The organism is Lactiplantibacillus herbarum, from assembly GCF_001039045.1.
GTDB classification, from domain to species: Bacteria; Bacillota; Bacilli; order Lactobacillales; family Lactobacillaceae; genus Lactiplantibacillus; species Lactiplantibacillus herbarum.
In genome coordinates this window covers 65,514-84,667 of sequence record NZ_LFEE01000038.1, presented here as the reverse complement: position 1 = coordinate 84,667, position 19,154 = coordinate 65,514, and the positions used below count along the sequence as shown (strand labels likewise).

General features: G+C 42.0%; 18 protein-coding genes. 9 read left to right on the top strand and 9 right to left on the bottom strand.

Features of this window, described 5'->3' with window-relative positions:
- From ACG95_RS12050 to ACG95_RS12040, 3 genes are all read left to right on the top strand, one after another.
- Positions 1–238, top strand: a 238-nt coding sequence (locus ACG95_RS12050) for a hypothetical protein (protein WP_082137369.1), incomplete at its 5' end; no start/stop codon positions are given.
- A gap of 255 nt (positions 239–493) precedes the next feature.
- Positions 494–3,967, top strand: coding sequence for a bacterial Ig-like domain-containing protein (locus tag ACG95_RS14080; RefSeq protein ID WP_053072810.1), 3,474 nt, complete (start codon positions 494–496; stop codon positions 3,965–3,967).
- A 639-nt stretch (positions 3,968–4,606) separates the two neighbouring features.
- The gene (locus ACG95_RS12040; RefSeq protein ID WP_048000755.1) at positions 4,607–5,563 is read left to right on the top strand and encodes an NAD-dependent epimerase/dehydratase family protein; all 957 of its coding nucleotides are present in this window, start codon (positions 4,607–4,609) and stop codon (positions 5,561–5,563) included.
- Here the strand turns inward: ACG95_RS12040 and ACG95_RS12035 are convergent.
- A complete protein-coding gene (locus ACG95_RS12035; protein ID WP_048000754.1) occupies positions 5,560–6,441 on the bottom strand; it encodes a MurR/RpiR family transcriptional regulator in 882 nt (293 codons plus the stop codon). The genes ACG95_RS12040 and ACG95_RS12035 overlap by 4 nt on opposite strands.
- A 543-nt stretch (positions 6,442–6,984) precedes the next feature.
- Between ACG95_RS12035 and ACG95_RS12030 the strand changes: the two genes are divergently transcribed.
- Positions 6,985–7,440 (top strand): GNAT family N-acetyltransferase, encoded by a 456-nt coding sequence (locus ACG95_RS12030; protein WP_048000753.1) that lies wholly within the window; start codon positions 6,985–6,987, stop codon positions 7,438–7,440.
- Between the two features lie 254 nt (positions 7,441–7,694).
- Here ACG95_RS12030 and ACG95_RS12025 read toward each other — a convergent pair whose 3' ends face one another.
- From ACG95_RS12025 to ACG95_RS12015, 3 genes are all read right to left on the bottom strand, one after another.
- On the bottom strand, positions 7,695–8,279 hold the full coding sequence (locus ACG95_RS12025) for a hypothetical protein (RefSeq protein WP_048000752.1): 585 nt from the start codon (positions 8,277–8,279) through the stop codon (positions 7,695–7,697).
- Positions 8,280–8,525: 246 nt separating this feature from the next.
- Positions 8,526–9,419: a hypothetical protein gene (locus ACG95_RS12020; protein WP_048000751.1), complete on the bottom strand. Its 894-nt coding sequence runs from the start codon at positions 9,417–9,419 to the stop codon at positions 8,526–8,528.
- Between the two features lie 113 nt (positions 9,420–9,532).
- Positions 9,533–10,537, bottom strand: a complete 1,005-nt coding sequence (locus ACG95_RS12015) for an NADP-dependent oxidoreductase (protein ID WP_082137366.1) — start codon at positions 10,535–10,537, stop codon at positions 9,533–9,535.
- Between the two features lie 157 nt (positions 10,538–10,694).
- Here ACG95_RS12015 and ACG95_RS12010 point away from each other — a divergent pair, with 157 nt between their 5' ends.
- Complete coding sequence (locus ACG95_RS12010; protein ID WP_048000749.1) at positions 10,695–11,255, top strand: TetR/AcrR family transcriptional regulator; 561 nt, start codon at positions 10,695–10,697, stop codon at positions 11,253–11,255.
- Between the two features lie 147 nt (positions 11,256–11,402).
- Here the strand turns inward: ACG95_RS12010 and ACG95_RS12005 are convergent, their stop codons facing one another.
- From ACG95_RS12005 to ACG95_RS11995, 3 genes are read right to left on the bottom strand one after another with little or no spacing between them, the layout of a single operon-like run.
- Positions 11,403–11,990 carry a helix-turn-helix domain-containing protein gene (locus tag ACG95_RS12005; protein ID WP_048000748.1) on the bottom strand — a complete coding sequence of 196 codons (588 nt, stop codon included), beginning with the start codon at positions 11,988–11,990 and terminating at the stop codon, positions 11,403–11,405.
- A gap of 59 nt (positions 11,991–12,049) precedes the next feature.
- On the bottom strand, positions 12,050–12,757 hold the full coding sequence (locus ACG95_RS12000) for an ABC transporter permease (RefSeq protein ID WP_048000747.1): 708 nt from the start codon (positions 12,755–12,757) through the stop codon (positions 12,050–12,052).
- A complete protein-coding gene (locus ACG95_RS11995) occupies positions 12,751–13,683 on the bottom strand; it encodes an ABC transporter ATP-binding protein (RefSeq protein WP_048000746.1) in 933 nt (310 codons plus the stop codon). The genes ACG95_RS12000 and ACG95_RS11995 overlap by 7 nt, the downstream gene beginning before the upstream one ends.
- A 422-nt stretch (positions 13,684–14,105) precedes the next feature.
- Here ACG95_RS11995 and ACG95_RS11990 point away from each other — a divergent pair, with 422 nt between their 5' ends.
- Positions 14,106–15,488, top strand: coding sequence for an aspartate ammonia-lyase (locus ACG95_RS11990; protein ID WP_048000745.1), 1,383 nt, complete (start codon positions 14,106–14,108; stop codon positions 15,486–15,488).
- 155 nt (positions 15,489–15,643) lie between these two features.
- Here the strand turns inward: ACG95_RS11990 and ACG95_RS11985 are convergent, their stop codons facing one another.
- Positions 15,644–15,919, bottom strand: a complete 276-nt coding sequence (locus ACG95_RS11985; RefSeq protein WP_048000744.1) for a type II toxin-antitoxin system RelB/DinJ family antitoxin — start codon at positions 15,917–15,919, stop codon at positions 15,644–15,646.
- Positions 15,920–16,134: 215 nt separating this feature from the next.
- Here ACG95_RS11985 and ACG95_RS11980 point away from each other — a divergent pair, with 215 nt between their 5' ends.
- From ACG95_RS11980 to ACG95_RS11970, 3 genes are all read left to right on the top strand, one after another.
- Positions 16,135–16,446, top strand: coding sequence for a MazG-like protein (locus tag ACG95_RS11980; protein ID WP_048000743.1), 312 nt, complete (start codon positions 16,135–16,137; stop codon positions 16,444–16,446).
- Between the two features lie 135 nt (positions 16,447–16,581).
- Complete coding sequence (locus tag ACG95_RS11975) at positions 16,582–16,839, top strand: TfoX/Sxy family DNA transformation protein (RefSeq protein WP_048000742.1); 258 nt, start codon at positions 16,582–16,584, stop codon at positions 16,837–16,839.
- Between the two features lie 90 nt (positions 16,840–16,929).
- Positions 16,930–17,568, top strand: coding sequence for an HAD family hydrolase (locus tag ACG95_RS11970; RefSeq protein WP_048000741.1), 639 nt, complete (start codon positions 16,930–16,932; stop codon positions 17,566–17,568).
- 119 nt (positions 17,569–17,687) lie between these two features.
- On the opposite strand, the gene ACG95_RS11965 is transcribed toward ACG95_RS11970, so the two are convergent.
- On the bottom strand, positions 17,688–19,076 hold the full coding sequence (locus tag ACG95_RS11965) for a DHA2 family efflux MFS transporter permease subunit (protein ID WP_048000740.1): 1,389 nt from the start codon (positions 19,074–19,076) through the stop codon (positions 17,688–17,690).
- Positions 19,077–19,154 lie beyond the last annotated feature (78 nt).

The window sequence follows — 19,154 nt, the reverse complement described above, 5'->3', positions numbered from 1 at the left end:
GTCAGTAGCGAGTGAAGTAACGCAACGGGAAATGATCCGGTTGATTGGATTGTTTCGGAAAAACGGGTTTAAGGGCGAATACGTCAGTTTCCAACACGTCACTGATGAAGGAGCTAGTTACTTCGTTGTGATGGCAGATGAGAGCAACGGGACACAGGGGTTGTTTAAAGCCGACCTGTTAAGTGGTTCGATTGAATTCCAGTATATGGTGGATGAGAATCATACGGTAGCTGAATAATCGCAGTTATTTAAACAGAGGATGCCAGAAAAAATATGTAGGACTCAATTTATTTACTAAATTGAGTTCTTTTTTTTTAAATAGAACAATTAGATTACTTGGTGGCTCGCATGCATAATATCTATTAGTATGATTGAACATTGGAATTGTTTAGGTGGTTTATTTGGTATCGGCTTAATTATATTGGTATAATAAATTGATTTATACTATATAATTTTATTTAAATAAAAACTAAAAAACGGGGACTATCTTAAAATGAAACCATCAACTAACACCAAAGTACGATATAAAATGTATAAAAAAGGTAAAATGTGGCTGATTGCAGGGATGGCTACATTGACATGGCAAGCTATGAGTCTGACGGGTCAGGCGGACACTGATAATGCACAAGCTGAGTCAACTAGTCAGAATACGGATACAGCAACGACATTACAAAGTAAAACCGTAACATTAACTAGCACAAGTAATACGAGCACTAGCAGTTCTGAAATTAGTACTAGTAACGCTGATGCGGCAACTAGTCAGAGTGCGACGGTGGCAACGACTAGTGCGGCTACTCAACCTTCAGTGGCTACAAGTAGCTCAACCGCAAAAAGTGAAGCTGCAGATGCCGTGTCGAGTAGTCAGCCGCAGAGTACGAAGTCTGAGTCAGCAACTAGTACGTCACAAGTAACTAGTGTCGCAAGTGCGGATTCAACTAGTCAGACAGCTGGTTCAAATGCAGCAAGTGTGAGCTCAGCTACAACGGCTGCTAGTGACAATCAGGCGAGTGAGGCTACAGAAAGTAGTAATGATGATAGTAATAAGAAACAGGTGTCTGTAACAACTACTAATGCGACTGCTATAAAGACTATTGTTAGTACCAAGGGGCAGCTAGTCAAGGTTGCCGCTGTAACCACGGGCTATGATGATCCTAGTAATATAGCTAGCGGGATTAGCAATACTAGTAAGTGGTATATTAGTTCAGATAATACGTTACATTTTGAAGAAGGGACACTTGCTGAGTTTAATATCATAAAAGTTAGTGGTAATGGTTATGATGTCTTTTATACTGAGAGTGCGTGGCCGTGGTACGGTTATGAGGATCAAGTAAAAACAGTTATATTTGACGGCCCAGTGGTGGCTGGTAAGAACTTAGCTGGATTCTTAGGGAACTTACCCAATTTGGAGAGTATCAAAAATTTGAATTTGCTAGATACATTGGCAACCGAAAATATGATTGGTCTTTTTTACGAAGATATATCATTGACTAGTCTTGATGTATCATCCCTTGATACCAAAAACGTAACCAATATGCATTCAATGTTCTTTCAGTGTGCCTCACTGACTAGTCTTGATTTATCAGGATTTGACACAAGTCAGGTCACTGATATGGTATTTATGTTTACGGCATGTTCTGGGCTATCTAGTTTGAATGTCAGCAGCTTCGACACGAGTAAAGTCACTAATATGCATGATATGTTTGCGGGGTTTGTGGACCTCGATACAGGACTACCAACTCAACAGTGGAGCCTTGACCTTTCAAATTTTGATACCAGTCAGGTTACTGATATGTCCGGTATGTTTTTACTGAGTATGAATCTAACGGATATCAATATTAGTAGCTTCGATACTAGTAAAGTTACTAAAATTGGTGGTATGTTTAGAAGTCTTGGATCATTGACTTCACTGGATTTATCTAACTTTGATATGCGGCAAGTGACAAGTTTATATAATACTGTCGATGAGTCAGGATTTATGACTAATTTAACTGGAGTAAAAACTTTAAAGTTAGGTATTAATAGTCGTTTAATTGTTGGGGACATCGATAGTGAGTTACCAGATGTGCCAACAGATGGTATCTATACTGGTAAGTGGATTAGTACGACGACTGGTAAGACGTATACGTCTACTGAGTTGATGGCACTATACGCTGATACAGCTCAAACTTTTACCGCTGATACGTTTATTTGGCAAACGACAGTAATGGTTCAAGATACAACGTTAATTGCTGGCCCCAAAACGGTGTGGTCTACGAGTGATAATTATTCAAGTGAATCAGTACAAAGCTTTAATAACGTTACTGTAGTTGTCGATGGCGTGGTTGGCGGAACCGTTGATACAATGACACCAGGAACTTATCAAGTTGCTTATCAGTACGTTCTTGATGGCGTGACTTATACGAGTGAGGCTGCTACGGTAACGGTGATTGCGAGTCAAGTCAATGTTACGGCAGAAAATAAGACATTGACTCAAAATGAATCATGGGATGCTGAGACTGCTTTTACTGGTGCGCTTGATGCGGATGGTAGCTCGCTTGATTTTAGTAAGATAACTGTCAGTGGAGACGTTGATACCAGCACAACTGGTGATTATCCAGTGACGTATAGTTATACGGATGATTATGGTAATGAAAAATCAGTAACAATTACTGTAAGTGTCGTGGCAACTACAGCTAGTGTTAATGCTGAAGATAAAACAATTACACAAGGATCAACTTGGGAGGCTGAATCGGCCTTTGTAAGTGGTACAGATGCTAACGGTAATGCGATTAGTTTCGCCGATGTTAAAGTGAGCGGTGATAAGGTTGACACCAGTAAGCCCGGAACTTATAAAGTTACCTACACTTACACTGACAAATTCGGTAATGAAGTGGCGCAAATGATAATCGTAACGGTAACTGCAGCGGATAGCAAAGCCAATGTAATTGCCAAGGATACGACAATTACGCAAGGGTCAACTTGGGACCCAAGCGCTGGTTTTGTGAGTGGTACAGACGCTGATGGTAATACGATTAGCTTTGATGATGTTAAGGTCAGTGGTGCGGTAGATACTAGCAAGCCAGGAACTTATAAAGTAACCTACACGTACACTGACAAATACGATAACGAAGTCTCACAAACAATCGTAGTAACTGTTGAGGCGGCGGACAGCAAAGCTAGCGTAACTGCTAAAGATATGACAGTAACTCAAGGCTCAACTTGGAATGCGGAAGACGCGTTTGTAAGTGGTACAGATGCTGACGGTAATGCGATCAGTTTCGATGATGTTAAAGTGAGTGGTGATACAGTAGATACTAGTAAGCCTGGAACTTATAAAGTAACCTACACTTACACTGATAAGTACGACAATGAAGTGTCGCAAACGATAACCGTAACTGTAACTGCCGAGGGTACTGATAATAATGGTGGTACCGATACTGATAACAACAGTGGTAGCGACAATAATGGTGGCACTGATACTGCTGGTAATAACGGTGACAGCGACAACAATGGTGGCACTGATACTGATAACAACGGTGACAGCGACAATAATGGTGGCACTGATACTGGTGATAACGGTGACGGCGACAACAATGGTAGTACTGATACTGCTGGTAATAACGGTGACAGCGACAACAATGGTGGCACTGATACTGGTGATAACCGTGACAGCGACAACAATGGTAGTACTGATACTAATAACAATGGTGAGACAATTACTGGTAGCAATACCAGCAAAAGTATTAATGCCAATATGAATAACAAAAATAGTTCAACAGTCAATACTGATTACCAAGCTAGCACGACTAAGACGGTTAAATTGGGTGCCCAGACTAAGGGTACTGCGGTTGATCAGCTTTCTAAGGGCAACTTGCCACAAACTGACGAAAAAACGCAATCTTCAGCCGGTATTATTGGACTAACTTTGCTAGGCTTCACTGGTTTGTTAGCTTTAATTGGTACTCAGCGTCGTCGGACTAATAAGTAGTTTAATATTTAGTGAGTAGCATATGATAGATGAAAAAGTCTTAACTCGAAATGAGTTAGGACTTTTATTTTCTTGATTTAGACACTGTTTCAGAATGATAAATCGGTTATGGTAGAAAACGAATTTAAGTACCTTAAGCAAGCACATCAAACGGATCTCTGATGATGACATCATGGATCTTGAAATGGCTACTGGCGAACCAGTTGTCTACGACTTTGACGAAAAGTTAAACGTCTTAGGCAAAGAAAAGCTAGGAAAAAAACGTAGCCTTATTTACTAATTTTCAGAGAGTATCCGCACGGTGGGGTGCTTTTTAATGGCCTAAAAATCAGTATTTAATGTGGATATATGACTATCCACAGGTTAGTAACTTTTACGGCATAGAAGTTATACACAAGGGGAAATGGACCGGTTGATTCGGTTTTCCGAAAGAACAGGTTTAAGGGCGAGTATGCTAGTTTCAAGCACGTCACTAAATCCAAAAAGCTTTAATTTAAGTGAGATATGATAAATACTTTTGCAAAAAGAAGCTAAAAATAGCTCAAAAATAAGAATAGCTTTCTAACCTGTTTTCAAATCATTCTCCGATTAATAATTGGATGGTAAGCTGTGGTCATTCAGTTAAGGAGGAATTTTGAAATGACAAAAGTAGTTGTTCTTGGTGGGGCTGGTCATATTGGCTCATATTTAGTTCCGATGTTAGTTAAGGCTGGTTATGACGTGACTTCGGTGACGCGGGGCAAACATCAACCTTATGTCTCAGACGCAGCTTGGAATCATGTTGCCCATTTATATCTTGATCGTCAACAAGATTCCGAGTTTGCTCAAAAGGTTGCGGCTGTGAACGCTGATATTGTTATTGATCTAATTAGTTTCACTCTGGAAGATACGAAAAAAATGGTTGCCGCATTAAAGGCAACCAAATTAAGTCACTATGTATTTTGTTCTTCTGTTTGGGCGCATGGTCGGGCGGAAACACTGTCAGTTGAACCTAATGGCATCAAGCACCCACTCGATGAATATGGTAAACAGAAATATGCAAGTGAGCAATATCTAAAACAAGAATATCGAGAAAATGGATTTCCGGGAACGGTTATCATGCCGGGGCAAATTTCAGGCCCAGGTTGGACGATCATTAGTCCTTTAGCCAATGAAAATACGGCCGTGTTCCAGCAGATTGCTGACGGTCAGGCCATTACCTTACCAAATTTTGGAATGGAAACTTTGCACCTTGTCCACGCTAGCGATGTTGCTCAACTGTTTTTGAAGGCCGTTACGCACCGTAATCAAGCACTTGGTGAGAGTTTCCATGCGGTTAGTGCTAGCTCAGTGACCCTTTACGGCTATGCTCAAGCGATGTATCGTTTTTTTGATACTAAGCCACAAATTAATTTCATGCCTTGGGATGATTGGTCCCAGATGATCGATAGTCCAGCAGATGTTGAAAAGACTTACTACCATATTGCTCGAAGTGGTCAATATAGTATTGCAAGTGCACAAAAACTATTAGACTATCAACCACAATATTCGCCAATTGAGGTTGCTGAAATCGTAGTTCAAAGTTATCTGGACCGTGGAATCGTCAAGCACGCTTAATCAGCGTTATCGTCAATAATTCGATTGTCGATTGGGCGCTTTTCGGTTAATGTTGCCAGATGTTGTTTGAATGCCAAATTTTGATCATACTGAAGACTAAAGTAACTGCTGTACAGGATATCTAGCACTAGTGCCATTGAATTTAGTGATGTAAAACCACCAATTTTGGAGTATGCTTTTTCGCGCGTTGTGATGTGCAAGGTAACATCTGCTAGCTGTGATAAGCGGTTTTCACCAATACTGGTAATTGCAATTAATGGGACATGATTGGCTTTTAGATAGCCCAGTGCTTGAAAAAGTGGGTCTGACTCACCGGAATATGATAAGCAGATGGCACAATCATCACTGGTTAGCATGGCAGCCTCTTGAAACATGGTGTTTTGAATTGGAAAGAGGGTTGCGGCTTTCCCAATATGGCGCATTTTATAAACAAATTCTTCGGCGATGAAATTGACATTCGCAAGACCAAATAGATTAACAACCCGGTGTGTTGATAAAATACGCAGGGCTTTTTGTAAACTGTCATGATCCATTAGTGCCAAGGTGTCTTTAGCGCTTTCAATTTTAAGTTGTGTTACTTTTCCTGCAATCGTCATGGCCGAATCTTGCGCAGTAAATGGCAGGTTTGCGTCTAAACCTTGAAAATTTGTTTGTAGATACTCAACTTCAGCTAAAAAACTAGCCTTCAATTCTCGCCAGCCTTGAAATCCAAGTTTCTTGGCAACTCGTACGATTACCGATGGTGAAGTATAAGTGGCTTGTGCGATCTGCGGTGTACCGTAAGATTTGATTTGATCCTGTTTTTCCAGCATGAAATCAACAATTAAACGTTCGTTTGAAGAAAACTTTGTATGGGTCATCTTTTCCTGGAGTAGCATTGCTATCACCTCGAATTAAGCATACCGATTTGGATTTTGTAGTGCAAGTTAGATCGTGTGGGGATAAGTGAATAAAAATAAGATTAATGTGGATTTTAAGTGTTTACAAGTTAATAACTTTTTACAATATATAAGTTATGCACAGAAATTTGATGACGAGACTTAGTGCAGTGGGAATACTACAAATACGGACTATTTTAAGTGAAAGTCACACTTGATTTGGAAATCTTCTGTATAGAAAAACCGTCCTACGCATAACGCAGGACGGTTTTGTGGTGAGGTGCGGCGACCTTCAGAACGCTTGCGCGCCGATCGCGTACCCCCACCGTGGTTTGGCACCGCAATTAGTATCGCATGATTTGCGCCGGTAAGTCAACCCGTGGATGGTGAAATTGAGATGAGAAGTCTGGAATAACATGAATATATTTCTTAAGTTAGTTTGAGAAGCTTAGATTTGATATAGTATTTTTAGAGGCAAATCTATTTTCAATAGTTAAGATGTGGATACAGTATTTAATTAAATGCAGGCTTGGTGGAATCTATATGAACATAAGAGAATATCGTGCAACAGACTTAGACCGTGTTATCCAACTATTTGAGGAGACCGTATCACGAATTAACGTACAGGATTATTCATCCGAACAGTTAGTAGCATGGATCGGTCATCCGGATAGAACTAAATGGCAGTCTTCCTTATTAGCGCATATTACCTATGTGATGGTTAGTAATGAAGTGCTAGTTGGCTTTGCAGACATGACTGCGAATGGTTATCTTGACCGGCTATATGTTGGTGCTGATTATCAAGGTCTAGGGATTGCGACTGCATTAGTGACTGCATTAGAAGAGGCAATTCCTGTAAAGCGTTACGCTACGGAAGCTTCGATTACAGCAAGGCCTTTTTTTGAATCAAGAGGCTATCAGACTATAAAGCAAAATGTTGTCATTCGCAATGGAATTGAACTAACTAATTTTACGATGGTTAAAAAGGCTATCAAGTAGGGTATTGTGAAATTATGGGTTCGATTGAATTCTGCTAGATGCTTGATGAGGATTTTTAGTAATAAAATTAATCATATTACTAAATGGAGACTGTTCTTATAGGCAGTCTCTTTTTCGCGGAAAATAGGGCCAAAGTGTTTTGCAGTGGATAAATAATATGCAAAGTTATTAACTTGTGAATAATTTTGATGATTTTCTAAATTGTAGAACCCGATTATTATGCAATTATACTGATCGTAACTGAGAAGTGATGGTTAATTGTCTGAAACTTTAATAGCGGTGTCCGGTGAAAGAACTTGCTCGAATTGTTTTAGCTTTTCAGCATCACAATAAAAAATGATAGGTGTCCGTAAACGATTCTTGAATAATCTGTGGTAACTTGGCATCCAGACTAAATGATAGTGCTCAATATTGGTATTAGTCAGGTGTAACTCATTAGGTTTAAGGTAATAATTGTGACTTTTCAAAGTTAAGATAATGCGATCAGGTGAACTGACGTTAAAGGTGGTTGGGTTTGAAAGATGATTCTCAATGCTGTAAACAAGCGACTTGGTATTGCGTGCAATGATGGCTTTCTGTGATCCTAGTAGTAATAATCGTATTCCTAACATGAGGAGATAGGCGATAAGTATGACAGTAATAACGCTAGAAATAACGGAAGTTGATGTCATTTCCTGTGCGAGTATCACACTGACTATGATCGCAAATGCAAAACAGATGAGGGACATGCGACGAACTTTACGCGCACCTGCTTTTATAGTGGGCTGTACGACGGAAGCTAATTGCGTCAGTTCTGTTTGAACAATGCTAGTTAATTCATCATGACTCTGGTTGTTCATAAGTAGGTTCCTCCAAATGTGTTAGGGCATATGTAAATAGTATCGAAAGACTGCAATAATTATATGAAATTAGTTTGTAGATAGCAATGTAAAGTAGTACGATTCGACTATTTTAGCGAGTGTAACCTTGTTTTTGATAATTTTATTACCCGGTGTCACATAGTTATTTTCTGAAGTGAAATAAAACTTGAGTTACAAAAAAACTGTCACTAGTGGTCAGGGTTATTCCTGGCTAGTAACAGATTTTTAATTAAGTTCTTTTGCAAAATGTTGTAGTTCGGTCAATACAGTCTTTGAATCGACGGTTTCCAAATGGTGGTCTTCATTTAAATACGTAACTTTTCCATTGGTAATCGTAACGGCCGTACTGTCATGCGCTAGTAGGTTGCGGAGCGCCAAGTGTGGAATCATGGGTAACGTATGTCCATCGAAGAAGAGCTGGTATAAGTCAGCTCGGCCGCGGGGGCTCCGTAATTTTTGCGTGATCTCTTTCATCACAATCGTTTGAAAAGCCGTTCCGCGGATGTTAGCGGGAATGCTTGGTATTGCCGCCACTAATTGGGCTTTCAAAAAGCCTTCGGTCAGGACAAAGGCAGTCAGCAACATCGACTTCTGCAGTAGCGGATCAGTCGGGTGGTGGATGCGTTTTTTGAGACTATCCAGCGATCCGAGATGTTTTTCTAACGTGATTGTCGTGTTGGCGTACAGATAGTAATCTTCAGTTTCGGCTGTCATGACCGTAGCGTGTGCTGGAGCCTGCTGATTTAGTCGACCCTCAGGAACACCTAACTGGCGCAAAGTCGCTACGATGGGCCGCCGAACAGCATCAGCCATAGGGTAAATGAGTTCATAATCAGTTAAACCTTGGTCGTCATTTTCAGATGGAACCAGCTTGATTTTAGCGGCTAGAGCAGGTGTTAAAGGTGCATTGTCGATTCGATGCAACAAGTTATCCGGTAACAGTGCTGCCTGAAACGCGAGTCGTTGCCCGAATGGAATGTGCACATCATATAACTGTAGTAATTGCACTAACGCCTCGGTTGGTAGCTTAGTCAACAGGGGCCATTCAATGTGATGTTCAGTCACGACGGGTTGAATAATGGCTCGCAACCCGGCCTGTAATTGTTGTTGGCTGTTCATGGCAGTCCACCTCCTTAGATACTTAAAATATAGCATAGTATCAAATGAAAGCTAAGGTTATGCTTCAACTGGAAACTTAATGGCGAACCGGCTGGATTGTTTTGATTGGTAGGTTAGGGAAAAGGAATAACAACTTTCCCTTTAGGATGTCCGTTAGCCAAGAATTCTTGTGCTTGGTTAATTGTTGCTAAGCTAAATTCGGTTGGATCAATTGCCGGTATGATTTGATTCTTTTCGATAATTCGCGTCACTTCACGCAGTTGGGCGCCGTCGCTTCGGACAAAGATAAAATGGTATTCAACGTTGTGTTGTTTAGCTAGTCGATCGAACTTGGCACCGGCGAGCGTGAATAAACCACGTTTCCAAGCGGGTAAGTGACGATCAGTCGCAAAGCGCCGGTTAGGGCCAGCCTTAAGTGACAGTAAGCGACCGCCAGCTTTAATGATGGATAATTCGTGCTCAAATTCACCAGCACCAAGAGTATCAATTACGAAATCAACGTCTGTTAGTTTTTCCCAGTAGTTTTCTCGACGGTAATCAAAGTATTGATCCGCGCCAATGGCTAAAGTCCGTTCCTTAGCTTCAGCGTTACCACTGACAATGACCTTAAGTCCCATATCCTTGGCGATAGGAATGGCCATCTGCCCGAATGAACCTGATCCGCCAGGAATGAAGACGGTTTGGCCGGGTTGAGCGTTCAGTTCTTCATGAAGCCCTTGATAGGCGGTCAAACCGGTTAAGGCCGCCGCGGCGCCGGTTGTAAAGGTCAGGTTCTTTGGTAATGGAGCTACTTCACGATAATCAGCCGTTACATAGGTGGCAAAAGCACCAATATGGTCGAGTGGTAGGCGAGTGTAGATGGCGTCACCAACGTTAAAACCAGTAACGTTAGCACCGATTTGTTCAATCGTTCCGGTTAACTCGTTGCCCATTGTTTGTGGCAGTTGGTAATTCTGAATCAAGCGGACGCTGCCGGTTCCAATCAGTGAATCTAGTGGGTTAACAGCCGCGACCTTGGTACGGATCAAGACTTCGTTCGGTTGAATGGTTGGTGTGGCGATATCGTTAAGGGTTAATTGATAATCTTTGGCGTATTTAGTGAGTTGTGCTGCTTGCATGATGGTAGCCTCCATTAATCTGTTATAGTTACAAAAACTATATTTTGTAACCTTTTGACATAGAATAATGGTTTTAGTTACAAAAGTCAATAATTGTTACCTGAACTGTAACGTGTTATGCTGAATACATTGATAAGCGGATCAGGAGGAATGCGGTATGGCAAAAATTTCGCAACAATTAATCGTTGAAACGGCTGCTCGTTTGATTGAGGAGTCCGGCACGATTGATATTTCATTAACTAAGATCGCGACAACTTTGGGCATCACCCATGCTGCGTTGTATAAGCATTTTAATAGTAAGCAAGCAATCTGGGAAGCGGTGGCGTTTGCCTGGTTTGAGGAGCACATTATCAAACAGGTTCAAAGTGAGATGAGTACGCCCAAAGCTGCTTCTGTTAGTCGTGAAGACCAATTGCACGATTGGCTGTGGGCTTTTGTGAATGCGAAAAAAGAGGCTTACAGTGCGGATGAGCAGATGTTTATTTTAAATACTGAGTACGTGGATAATAATCCGCTCGCGTTACGTAAAGTATTGACGAGTGCGTATTGTGCAATCGACCGGATCATGGGTTATCAGGATGAGCAACACGAGCATTCTGAAACCATCTTGTCGGCGTTCACTATTTTTACCCTGCCTAATTTCAAAGACACGTGGAATTGGTCGGACTATCAGCCACGATTTGAAGCGATGTGGGCGCTGATTCGACGGGGATTGTAACAAAAGACACCTGATTCGGTTTTCTGACCGTAATAAAATCCATGTTGATCGAACCGTAACGCCATAATAAAAAATACAGCTAGGTCCGTCATCAACGGGTCTAGCTGTATTTGGGATGTTGATTATTTGAGCGTAATTAGTATGTCGTTATGAAACGAGATAGATTGGCAATAAGATGTCATTGACTAGCGTAGCAATCTTTTCTGATGATAGTGCACCAGCCAACATAAGTTGATTGATCAATAATAGAGCAGGTAAGGCTAGTTGCTCTGATTTTAAAGCGGATCGTACCGGTTCTCGTCGCTTTTTTGCTTGCTCGATAATCTGGGCTGTAGCCGTGGTAATTAAATTGTCACCGTTAATAGCCGCTACCAGTGAACCGACCGCCTGGTTGTCAGCCGCAGTTAGCAGCGCATCTGGTATTAACCGTTGCCAGGTTTCGGCAGGTACCGTTGCCAGTAGTGGTGTGAATTTAGTAAATAAGGCGGTTAAGTCGCCGCCTAGGTTACCCGTATCTGGGACACTTGAATCGAGGGCTGGCGCTTGTGACTGAATTGTTGCCAGTACTAGCTCCGCTTTATTCTGCCACCGTCGATAGATGGCATTTTTGTTTGTTTTAGAAGCCTGTGCTACGGCGTTAATCGTTAATTTGTCATAGCCAACTTGAGCTAATAAGTCCCAAGTGACCGTTAAGATTACTTGGTCTAATTCTTTTCCCCAGCGGTGTTCAGCCAATTAGGTCACCTCATCGTTATTGTTATTAGACTTAATTATGCAGTTTTCGTTACCGGGATTCAAGCTTGATCTTGATGTTTCCAGACGAAGAGGGTGCCGTAAATCCCGATGTAACCAATCAGTAGGATGATGAAATGGCTGATAAGTGGCACGCCGGAATTTGCCATGGTATAACCTGGAATTGCCCAAGGAATGAATTGACCGAGTGGTTGGCTGGCAAAGATAATCCCAATGATCAGCGTAATGAAAGCTAATGCTGCTGGCAAGATGGTATTCTTCGTTTTGACAGCGACTAATGGCCACAAGTAAGCTAGGATGAGATTCTGCCCAAAGGCGTGCCAGACCTTGCTGAGCCAAGCAAGCACGTTTAGGGTGGTGACTGAAGTTCTAAATAGGATCACCCCTAAGGTCAGTGTAATCAGACTAGCCAGTGCGGTAATGATAAATGTTGCGATTTCAATGGCAACGAGTTTACCAAAGAATAGCCTGCTACGGCTAATGGGTAAGGCCAACAGATCTTTAAAAGTCCCGTCCGTATACTCGCGGGCGAAGACCCAGCTACTGATGACGGCAAAACCAACTAAGCCGACGACTGAGACTAAGAAAATCAAAGCGTTACTACTGAATGTTTCCCAAGTATTGCCGCGTTTAATCAAGAGCAGCGCGGTAAAAGCGGCCACGGTCAGACTAATGAGATGATTGGCCCAGATCTTTTGTAGTTCAATCTTCGTAATGATAAACCACTGTTGGCGTCTGCTAGTTAACATGATGTGGGGACCTCCTGATGAATGACGCTTAAGAAATAGTTGGCCATCGATTCAACTTCTTGGTGCCAATCGATAGGAAGCAGTTGATGCTGGAGCAGTAACTGTAATTTGGCAGTTGTATCTTGAGTTTCAGCTAACTGTAATTGGTTCGGGGCAGTTACTCGGTTAGTGATTCGATGGTCCGTTAATAGTTGCTGAGCGCGAGTAGTAGTCTGTGCATCAGCAAAAGTTAAAGCTAAATGCTGGTCGGCGCTTTTTAGATAGTCAGCACGCGTTTGTTGTCTGAGTAATTGGCCGTGGTCAAGAATGCCAATTGTAGTGAACATTTTTTCCATCTCACCGAGAATATGGCTAGAGATTAAGATCGTCACCCCTTCATCGTGAGCTAAATGGGTAAGCAGTTGGCGAACAACTGCTAATCCTTGGGGATCAAGTCCATTAGTCGGCTCATCTAACAATAAAATTTTAGGTTGGTGTATCAGGGCTTTGATGAGGCCGATTTTTTGGTTGTTACCTAATGATAAATTTTGAACGGGAACGTTGCGGTACGGGGTTAGTTCAAGTTGGTCCATGAGAATTGTGATGCGTTGTTTTCGTAAGGATTTAGGTATTAAGCGTAATTGGCCATACAGGTCGAGATTTTCTGCTACGGTCAGATGTGGATAGGCGTGAGGCGTTTCAATTAGATAGCCAACATTATTCCAGAACTCAGACGGGACCTGTTGAATGTTTTGACCGAGTAATTTGGTGTGTCCGCTCGTTGGTTTTAGCATATTCAATAATAAGCGCATTGTGGTTGTTTTACCGGCGCCATTTAGACCAATAAAACCATAGATTTCACCAGTTTGAACACTGAGGTTGACTTGATTGACAGCTTGAAATGATCGATAGCGTTTGGTTAATTGTTCTGTTTTGATTGCTTCCATAATTAATCAGTCCTTTAAAATGTAATGGTACCGCGGTACCTATTGGGTACTGTGGTACCATAATCTTTTTTGGAGTGATTGTCAACTTTGAGAGGGATTGTGATCGGTAACTTGAGCTGGTAGTTAGTTCTACTTGTGAGTTTTAACTGGCTACATAAATTAGGCATGTACTAGCGATTAAAGATGAACCATATGGTAAAGGGTACCGATGTATTGTTAATCATTTTTCCTGAATATGATTAATATAATTAAGTTTAAACAGCTTTAACTTAAAAAAGTTAAGTTTCAAGCGCTGTAATCTTATTTAATTCGGAACTGTTCACAGCTATTTGATGGGCATCAGGATAGCGTTACAATGCTACTGCAAATGAAAGATTAATAAATTAATCACAAACTATAGCGTTGAGAGGGCGACATGTATTATGAGACTAGAAACTGATTGTATTGGCGAACGAGAACTTCCTGATGAAGCGTTGTATGGTATCCATAGTCAACGAGCTGTGGAGAATTTTCCAATTAGTAGTGAACGGATTCACCCACTATTAGTTGAAAGCTTAGTAGAAATTAAGCGGGCCGCCGCGGTTGCGAATCAACAAGCAGGCACACTGACTGTTGAGAAACGCGATGCGATTATCAAAGCTTGTGACGCTGTCTTGGATGGTCAATACCGGGATGCCTTTATCGTGCCAGCGATTCAAGGTAGTGCCGGGACTTCGGCTAACATGAACGTGAATGAAGTGATTGCTCATTTAGCCGAAAAACTGACACCCGCAGTTTCTATTCATCCTAATGATGACGTGAATGAATCGCAGTCTACCAATGATACGTTCCCAACTTCTGGTAAGATGGCGATGCTGAAGCTATTACCTGATCTATTGGAAGCCATAGGACAATTAGTTCAGACTTTGCTCGTCAAAGCTAATGATTTTGAAGACTTGATTAAAGTTGGGCGGACTCAGTTACAGGACGCAGTGCCAACAACCTTTGGCCACTCTTTCCACGCTTATTATTCACTATTCAAACGTGATTTGGAACGGCTCCGATTTGCCAGTGAAGAATTGCACAGCGTCAACATGGGCGGAACCGCAATCGGTACTGGCGTCAATACGACTAGTACTTACCAGCGTCAGATTGTGCCCGAACTCAATGAACTGACTAATTTACATTTAACGTTGGCACCAGACTTAATTGACGCGACTCAAAACTGTGATGGCTACGTGGCCTTTTCGGGAGCGCTAAAAGGGCTAGCAGTTGATTTGTCGAAAATGTGCCATGACTTGCGGTTGCTCAGCAGTGGCCCCCAAGCTGGCTTTAATGAATTGAAATTACCTCGTGAACAGGCAGGATCTTCAATTATGCCGGGTAAAGTAAACCCCGTTATTCCAGAGGTTGTCAACCAGGTTGCGTTTGAAGTAATCGGTAACGACGTGACGGTGACGATGGCCGCTGAAGCCGGTCAATTGGAATTAAATGCGTTTGAACCAATTATGTTCCGCGATATTTTAGCTAATGAAACGCACTTGACGAATGCGATTGGGACTTTGATTGAAAAGTGTCTCAAGGGAATTGAAGTCAATGATCAAGGTGCTGCTAAAGCAGTTGAGCAGTCCGCAATTACCGCTACGATTCTGGCACCATACTTAGGTTATATGCAGACGACAGCGCTAGTTAAAGAAGCGTTAGCTGACCACCGCTCCGTTAAGGACTTGTTACGAGAGAAACATCTGTTGTCTGATCAGCAGATTGACACCTTGTTCAGTCCAGCAAGCCTGTTACATGAACCAGTGACGGTTGCAAATCACTAAATGAAATTTAAACTTACAGCTACCCATAATTGAACGTTGGCTTGATTACGGGTAGCTGTTTTATTGACTGTAAGTAATTTAATAATGACTAGTTTTAATGGATACCTGAATAGTTACTGAAACAAAAAAGGAGCCACCATGATAAGCCACTCCTTCTAATCCTTAACCTCGTCTAGATGAGCCATAAATTCATTTACAGAATAGTGAGTAACATCGCCATTCTTAACGTCTGCTAGGGCCTGATCCAAATCAATTGCCAGTGAATTATTAGATGGCTTGAAAGGGATGCCGTTTTCTTTAATCATTTGAGAAATAAATAGGTTTACAGCAGCAGTTAAGTCGATACCTAAATTGTTAGCAACTTGTTCCGCTTTTTGTTTGCGGTCTAAATCCATGTGAATTGTTAAACGTGTTTTTTCAGAATCTTGCATAGGATTTCCTCCGTTTAGTGTTATTTGATATCAATACTAGTACCAAATGACGCCAAGGTGAAGTGAGACAAATTAGGTTTGGTAAACTAATTTGAATTTAACATTCTGGTTTACAAATAGTGGACACGTGCGGCTTTACTCTGAACAAGTCACTATCACCGCATATGAACTTTATGATAGGCTTAACTAATTAGAATAAATGGAGGAAGCATATTTTGGAAATTAAAGAAGTATCACAGCGCTCAAATGCTATTCGAGCACAGTATCACCAACTTGAAATGCAGCAAGACGGGCATGCTTGGACGACTGAACAAGATGCGTTGGCCTTTTTAACGGATGCAGGGTTAGTTGGGCGCCAAGTGATGGCCCATGCTGGCAGTTGGCCGGATGGTAAAGATGAGCAATTGTTGGCGGATAAGATTGGTGAATCGATCTGGTGGCTGAGCATTTTAGCCGATGAAAGTGGCATCGATTTGAATCAAGCCATCGAAGGATTTTTGAGTGCAAAGGAATCGCAACTGAAGTAGTAACGACAAGTGTTTGGCCGTCTTTCATCCTTAACATATGAGATGATGATCGGTACTTTATGGTCAATTGGTGCTGGATGATTGGCCGTTTCTAGCGTTAAAATAAGTTGTCCAATAAATGATGGAGATGACACGATGAAAGATTTAACCGCCTTACCTAATATTGGTAAAGTCCTAGCACAAAAGCTGATTCAAGTTGGTGTGACAACGCCGGCGCAATTACAGTCGGCAGGTAGTAAACAAGTCTTTAAGCAGATCAGCGAAGTCGATGAAACGGCCTGCATTCAGATGTTGTACTCATTACAAGGCGCAATCGAGTCATGTAAATACACGGAGTTGTCGACCGAAACCAAGCGTGATTTGAAAGGTTACTTTGATACGGTCATGGCTTAATTAGTGAACTGAAAAAAATGGATCACAATCAAAATATTAGTGCACAGAAGTGTATTTAATTTGGAAATCTAATCTAGATGAGGTGAACCAATGCAGAATTTTTTGTTTGATTTCGATAGCACGGTGGCTGACACGAAAAATGTAGCGGTAACTGCAACGCAGCAGGCTTTTGTGAAGCAGGGACTTACAATGCCGTCCCAGGATGCCGTTGTTAGCTACATGGGTGTACCTATCGAGGTTTCCTTTGCCAAGATGGCTGATCAGACTCTGACGGATGCTGAATTAGAAACGCTCTACACAGTATTTCGGCAGCAATATCAACTGGCTGAAGCACAAGGAATCAAGTTATTTGAAGGCATGGCGACGACTCTGAATGAGCTGAAACAGCGTGGTTCACATATCTTTGTCGTATCCAGCAAGCACTCGGTTCCTTTGCAACGTAATCTTGACCAAATTGGTCTGGGAAGTACGTTCGAAGCCATTAGTGGGTCTGATTCGGTTGCGCATTATAAACCAGCTCCAGATGGCATTTTGAGTTTACTAGATCGATTCTCATTGGACGCATCCAAAAGTGTCATGATTGGTGATGCCAAGTATGACATGCAAATGGGACATAATGCGGGTATCGCAACAGCGGCGGCCATGTGGGGTGCTGCTGATCCTGCTTCAGTGAAGGCTGAAAAGCCAACGTATCTATTGAGTAAGCCTAAAGATTTATTAACGATTTAGATATAATTATAATTTGGTATTGAGTTTGAAAAGTATAAAAATGAGGTAGGAAATTCTCGAATGTTGAGAATTTCCTACCTCATTTAATTTATAAAGTTAAGGTCTTTTTGATTTGTGTATTAGGCGCATTTGCGCGTCCGCATTGCCATCATCAATGCACCTAAGTTTAAAACAACTAGGACTAGTAATAATAAGAGGGCCATTGCTGATCCTAATGCCGTGGCATGTGCGCTACTGCCGTGACTTTGCGTCTGAACTAGGGTAATGACGGCTGACACTAGTGAGGTTCCAGTTGCGCCGGCAAATTGCTGCAGCGTATTGAAGACCGCGTTGCCATCAGCCTGATAAGTGACGTCCAATTGTCCTAAACCACTGGTCATCGTGTTCCCCATAATAAGGCCGATCCCGACCATGAAGATAATGTAGATGCCGAGAATTAACCAGCCGTTTAAGGCCATTGCGAGGCCAGCGAACAATGCCATCGCAACGACTAAGATGCTAGCACCGGTCAATAAGGGCTTAGCGGCACCGAATTGATCCAAAATACGACCGCCTAAAGGTGCGAAGACGGCTCCAATTGCGGCTCCCGGTAAAACGAATAGGCCGGCCAACATTGCGCTGCGACCATCGACCAACTGTAAGTAATTTGGCAAGATAAACGCTAAGCCTAGTGCGTTGATTTGGACTAAGAAGAAGCCCACTAAGTGCCAGTTAAACGAGGCTGCTTTGAAGATATCTAAGTTGATCAGCGGTTGTTTTGCTCGCCGCGTCCGTGCGATGAATAAGATAATTCCAATGATACCGACGATAGCTAAACCAGCGACCATCAGTGGTTTGGTGGCGATTTGATTCAGATTGCTGAACGCTAGGGTGAAGCCAACGAAGATCAAGATAATACTTAACCAGCCCGCAACGTCGAAGCCAGTTCGGACGGTTGGTTGGGCTTGGCGAATCGAAATCAATCCTAAGACCAACGAAATAATTAGTAATGGTAATAGGAGAATGAAAATCCAATGCCAGCCAAGACTGCTGACGACGATACCGCCAAAAGTTGGTCCCAAGGCGGGGGCAATAGCGGTAATCAGAGTGCCAATACCCATCAATGTCCCACGCTGATTATCAGGAACCCAGTCCAGAATGATATTGAACATCAGTGGCAAGGCAATCCCAGTACCGAATCCTTGAACGATTCGTCCGAGCACTAGCATTTGGAAATTACCGGCTAGGGCATCGATGATCAAACCGGCAATAAATAGTAAGTTGGCGGTAATGAACAGTGTCTTAGTCTTAAAGCGGCGTTTCAAGAAGGATGAGATGGGGACAATAATCGACACGACTAATAAGTAGGCCGTTGTCATCCACTGAACAGTCGCCGTATTAATAGAAAACTCCTTCATCAATGCGGGGAACGTGATATTCATAGCCGTTTCGACAATCACACCACAAAACGAGAGCAGGCCGGTCGCAATCACGGCTAAAATTAATTTGGTATCAACTTTTTTAGTCATCTTTTTAACTCCAATTCTAAATATAGTTCTAGTTCGAACTAATTAGCTATTTTAGCATTGAAATATGATGATATCAAG